This window comes from Micromonospora sicca, from assembly GCF_003172935.1.
GTDB lineage: Bacteria > Actinomycetota > Actinomycetes > Mycobacteriales > Micromonosporaceae > Micromonospora > Micromonospora sicca.
The window spans coordinates 1-4,614 of the sequence record NZ_QGKS01000194.1 but is presented as its reverse complement, the minus strand read 5'-3'; the positions used below and the strand labels follow the sequence as shown (position 1 = coordinate 4,614).

Here is a 4,614-nt window from a genome sequence, read left to right as displayed (position 1 = left end):
CCTCCCGTTCGGCCCCGCCGCCGCCCGCTTCCCGCCCCGGTCCGCTCGTCGACCGGCCGGCGGGGACGGGCGGCGGCGTCGTCTGCAGCGGCATTCCTTCCGTCGTGACCTTCTGCGCGCTAGTGTTCATCTTTGTTGGAACACGTTCGACCGCGTGGACACGTGGTCGCGGGACCCCGGAGGTGCGACGGATGCTGGCGCGGCAGCGGCAGACGGCCATCCTGGATCGGGTCCGCAGCGCCGGCGGCGTGCGGGTCACCGAGCTGGCCGCCGAGTTCGGCGTCTCCGACATGACCATCCGGCGGGACCTGGAGACGCTGCACGAGCAGGGCCTCCTCGCCAAGGTGCACGGCGGCGCCACGCTGACCGGCCCGAGCTCCACCGACGAACCCGGCTTCCACGCCAAGGCGGTCCGCCAGTCGGCGGAGAAGGCGGCGATCGCCAACCGCGCCGCCGAGCTGGTCCGCCCCGGCGCCGCGATCGCCCTGTCGGCTGGTACGACCACCGCGGAGCTGGCCCGCCGCCTGGTCGACGTGCCGGGGCTGACCGTGGTGACCAATTCGCTGCCGGTGGCCGAGATCCTGCACGTGGGCGGGCGGCCGGACCAGACGGTGGTGCTCACCGGCGGTGTCCGTACGCCCTCCGACGCGCTGGTCGGCCCGCTGGCCGTGGCCGCGATCGCCTCGCTCCACCTGGACCTGCTCTTCCTCGGCGTGCACGGGATCAGCGAGCGGGCCGGCTTCACCACGCCCAACCTGATGGAGGCGGACACCGACCGGGCCCTGGTGGCGGCCGCCGATCGGCTGGTCGTCCTCGCCGACCACACCAAGTGGGGCACGGTGGGGATCTCCTCCATCGTCGGTCTGGACGCCGCGGACGTGCTGGTCACCGACGACCGGTTGGCGCCGGAAGCACGACGGGTACTCGACGAGAAGGTGGGTGAGCTGGTGATTGTGCGGGCCACGGGGCGGCTCACGGAGGAGGCGGCGGAGTGAAGCGTACGCAGATCGAGCTGGCCGACGGCCGTGAGCTGATCTACTTCGACGAGCGGGACGACGCGGTCCGCGACCGGCCGGACCTCCGCGACCTCCTCCCGCCGCCGCCCGCGTCCCAGCTGCGCTTCGACCCGCTCACCGACGAGTGGGTGGCGGTGGCGGTGCACCGGCAGACCCGCACCTTCCTGCCCCCGGCCGACCAGTGCCCGCTCTGCCCGTCGACCGCCGACCGGCTCAGCGAGATCCCGGCCCCCGACTACGACGTGGCGGTCTTCGAGAACCGCTTCCCGGCACTGAGCCAGCGGGTGGCCGAGGAGCCGGCGGAGATCACCCCGTTCACCCCGGTCCGCCCGGGGCGCGGCCGGTGCGAGGTGGTCTGCTTCACCGACGACCACAACGCCTCCTTCGCCGGTCTACCGCCGCGCCGGGTGCGGACCGTGCTGGACGCGCTCGCCGACCGGACCACCGCGCTGGGTGAGCTGCCCGGGGTGGAGCAGATCTTCCCGTTCGAGAACCGGGGCGTGGAGATCGGCGTGACCCTGCACCACCCGCACGGCCAGATCTACGCGTACCCGTTCGTCACGCCGCGGACCCGGTCGATGCTGGCCGCCGCGCGGCGGCACGCCGAGCGGACCGGCGGCAACCTCTACGCCGACGTGCTCGCCGCCGAGCGGGCCGCCGGGGAGCGGGTGGTGGCGAGCAACGAGCACTGGACCGCGTACGTCCCGGCGGCCGCCCGCTGGCCGTTCGAGGTGCACGTCGCCCCGCACCGGCCGGTGCCGGACATCCCGGCGCTCGACGACGCCGAGCGGGACGCGTTCGGGCCGCTCTACCTGGACGTGCTGCGCCGCTTCGACGGGCTGTTCGACCTGCCCATGCCGTACATCGCGGCCTGGCACCAGGCGCCGGTGCGGATCGACCGCGAGCTGGGGCACCTGCACCTGCAGCTGTTCACCATCCGCCGCGCCAGGGACAAGCTGAAGTACCTGGCCGGCTCGGAGTCCGGGATGGGCGTCTTCATCAACGACATCGCCCCTGAGCGGGCCGCCGAACTCCTCCGCGCCGCCTGACCTCGGCCCGTGGCCCGGCCCGGTCCGGTCCGGTCCGGCATGGTCCACCTGAGCTGCGCGAGGTGGCGGTGTCGGACGACCGGGACACCGCCACCTGCCGCAACGCGAGTGGATCATGAGCCCAGGCGCCGACGCGGGGCGGCTGCCGGCAGAGGCGGGAGAGGCGGGAGACAGGGCGCGGGGGGCCCGGGACAGGGCCCCCCGCAGGGAAGGGACGGCTGGCTGTGCGCGACAGCCGGGAAGGCTGGCTGATCGGCACTCGGGCCGCGAGGCGACCGCGGTCAACCTTCCTGGACGGGACTGGCATCACGTCCACCCAGCTCAACGACCCGCACCCCCACGGGGTGACGCCGCGACGGTCACCGGCGCCACCACGGCCGACGCGCACGTCGCCCCCGGGTACGACGAAGCCCGCCGGCGGGTGCCGGCGGGCTCGGTCGGTGACGCGGGGCGGAATCAGGCGTTGATCTTGCGCGCCAGGTTCTCGTCGAGCGCGTTCATGAACTCGTCGGTGGTCAGCCACGGGGCGTCCCGCGAGATGAGCAGCGCGAGGTCCTTGGTCATCTGGCCACCCTCGACGGTGTCGACGATGACCTGCTCCAGGGTGTTGGCGAACTCGGTGACCGCCGGGGTGCCGTCCAGCTTGCCCCGGTGGGCCAGGCCCCGGGTCCAGGCGTAGATCGACGCGATCGGGTTGGTCGAGGTCTTCTCGCCCTTCTGCCACTGCCGGTAGTGCCGGGTGACCGTGCCGTGCGCGGCCTCCGCCTCGACGGTGTGGCCGTCCGGGGAGAGCAGCACCGAGGTCATCAGGCCGAGCGAGCCGAAGCCCTGCGCGACGGTGTCGGACTGCACGTCACCGTCGTAGTTCTTGCAGGCCCAGACGTAGCCGCCCTCCCACTTGAGCGCGGCGGCGACCATGTCGTCGATCAGCCGGTGCTCGTAGGTGATGCCGGCGGCGTCGAACTCGGCCTTGAACTCGTTCTCGAACACCTCGGCGAAGATGTCCTTGAACCGGCCGTCGTACGCCTTGAGGATGGTGTTCTTGGTGGACAGGTAGACCGGGTAGTTGCGGTCCAGCCCGTACCGGAACGAGGCCCGGGCGAAGTCCCGGATCGACTCGTCGAAGTTGTACATGCCCATGGCGATGCCGCCGCCGGGGAAGTTGGCGACCTCCATCTCCATGGGGGCGCCGCCGTCGGCCGGGGTGTAGGTGATGGTCACCGTGCCCGGGCCGGGGACGACGAAGTCGGTGGCCTTGTACTGGTCACCGTGGGCGTGCCGGCCGATGATGATCGGCTTGGTCCAGCCGGGGACCAGCCGCGGCACGTTGGACATGATGATCGGCTCGCGGAAGACGACGCCGCCGAGGATGTTGCGGATGGTGCCGTTCGGCGACCGCCACATCTTCTTCAGGCCGAACTCCTCGACCCGGGCCTCGTCCGGGGTGATGGTCGCGCACTTGACGCCCACGCCGTGCTGCTTGATGGCGTTGGCGGCGTCGACGGTGACCTGGTCGTCGGTCTCGTCGCGGTGCTGGATCGACAGGTCGTAGTAGTGCAGGTCGACGTCGAGGTAGGGCAGGATCAGCTGCTCCCGGATCTGCTTCCAGATGATCCGGGTCATCTCGTCGCCGTCGATTTCCACGACCGGGTTGTTTACCTTGATCTTCGCCATCGGCCGGCGCTCCTCTCGGGGGACACGTGCTCAAGCAGTACGAGCGTACTGGAAACTGACCGGGGTGCCCCAGCCGGCCTCGGTCGCCCGGGAATCGGGGTGCACGGCGCAGGAAACCACTGGCAGCATCACCGGATGCCACTGAGCCGCACCCTCGGGTCTATCACGGTCACCGCCCTCACCGACGGCGAGGGCCCGTTCTTCCAGCCCCGCGCCGAGGCGTTCCCCGACGCCACCGAGGCGCAGTGGCGCGAGGCCGACCGGCGCGATCCCGGGTCGGTGACCGCCGACGGGGAGTGGTGGCTGCAGTTCCGCAGCTTCGCCGTCCGTGACGACGATGGGCCGGTGACGCTGGTCGACGCCGGCATCGGCCCGGCCGACTCGCCCGCCGCGAGCTGGGCGCCGGTGCCGGGCCGGCTGCCGGCGGAACTGGCCGCCGCCGGCGTCGATCCCGCCGACGTGCGAACCGTGGTGCTGACCCACCTGCACAGCGACCACATCGGCTGGGCGGTGACCGGCACGCCGGGCCGCCCCTACTTTCCGAACGCCGAATACCTGGTGCAGCGGACCGAGCTGGACGCGCTGGAGTCGTTCCACCCCGAGCTGCCGGCCCGGCTGGTCGGCCCGTTGCGCGCCGCCGGCCGGCTCCGGGTGGTCGACGGCGACACCCCGCTGACCCCGGCGGTACGCGTGCTGAGCACCCCGGGCCACACCCCCGGCCACCAGTCGGTGCTGGTCGACTCCGGCGACGAGCGCCTGCTGCTCACCGGCGACCTGCTGGTGCACGCCGTGCAACTGGTCGACCCCACCCTCGCGTACGCCCACGAGGAGGATCCCGCCGCCGCCCGCACCTCCCGCACGGCCCTGCTGCACAC

Annotated in this window: 4 protein-coding genes; 3 read left to right on the top strand and 1 reads right to left on the bottom strand. The window is 72.3% G+C overall.

The window, feature by feature from the left end; genetic code table 11:
- Positions 1-191: 191 nt before the first annotated feature.
- Together DKT69_RS12535 and galT are read left to right on the top strand one after the other, a co-directional pair.
- On the top strand, positions 192-995 hold the full coding sequence (locus tag DKT69_RS12535) for a DeoR/GlpR family DNA-binding transcription regulator (protein WP_109801745.1): 804 nt from the start codon (positions 192-194) through the stop codon (positions 993-995).
- Positions 992-2,065, top strand: a complete 1,074-nt coding sequence (gene galT, locus DKT69_RS12530) for a galactose-1-phosphate uridylyltransferase (RefSeq protein ID WP_109801744.1) — start codon at positions 992-994, stop codon at positions 2,063-2,065. The genes DKT69_RS12535 and galT overlap by 4 nt, the downstream gene beginning before the upstream one ends.
- A 456-nt stretch (positions 2,066-2,521) precedes the next feature.
- On the opposite strand, the gene DKT69_RS12525 is transcribed toward galT, so the two are convergent.
- Complete coding sequence (locus DKT69_RS12525; protein WP_109801743.1) at positions 2,522-3,739, bottom strand: NADP-dependent isocitrate dehydrogenase; 1,218 nt, start codon at positions 3,737-3,739, stop codon at positions 2,522-2,524.
- 135 nt (positions 3,740-3,874) lie between these two features.
- Here DKT69_RS12525 and DKT69_RS12520 point away from each other — a divergent pair.
- Positions 3,875-4,614, top strand: a 740-nt coding sequence (locus DKT69_RS12520; protein ID WP_109801742.1) for an MBL fold metallo-hydrolase, incomplete at its 3' end; no start/stop codon positions are given.

What these genes read in the sequence shown, in the direction of transcription:
- DKT69_RS12525 (WP_109801743.1), bottom strand. Translation starts at nt 3,739, where the DNA reads ATGGCGAAGATCAAGGTAAACAACCCGGTCGTGGAAATCGACGGCGAC.
- DKT69_RS12535 (WP_109801745.1), top strand. Translation starts at nt 192, where the DNA reads ATGCTGGCGCGGCAGCGGCAGACGGCCATCCTGGATCGGGTCCGCAGC.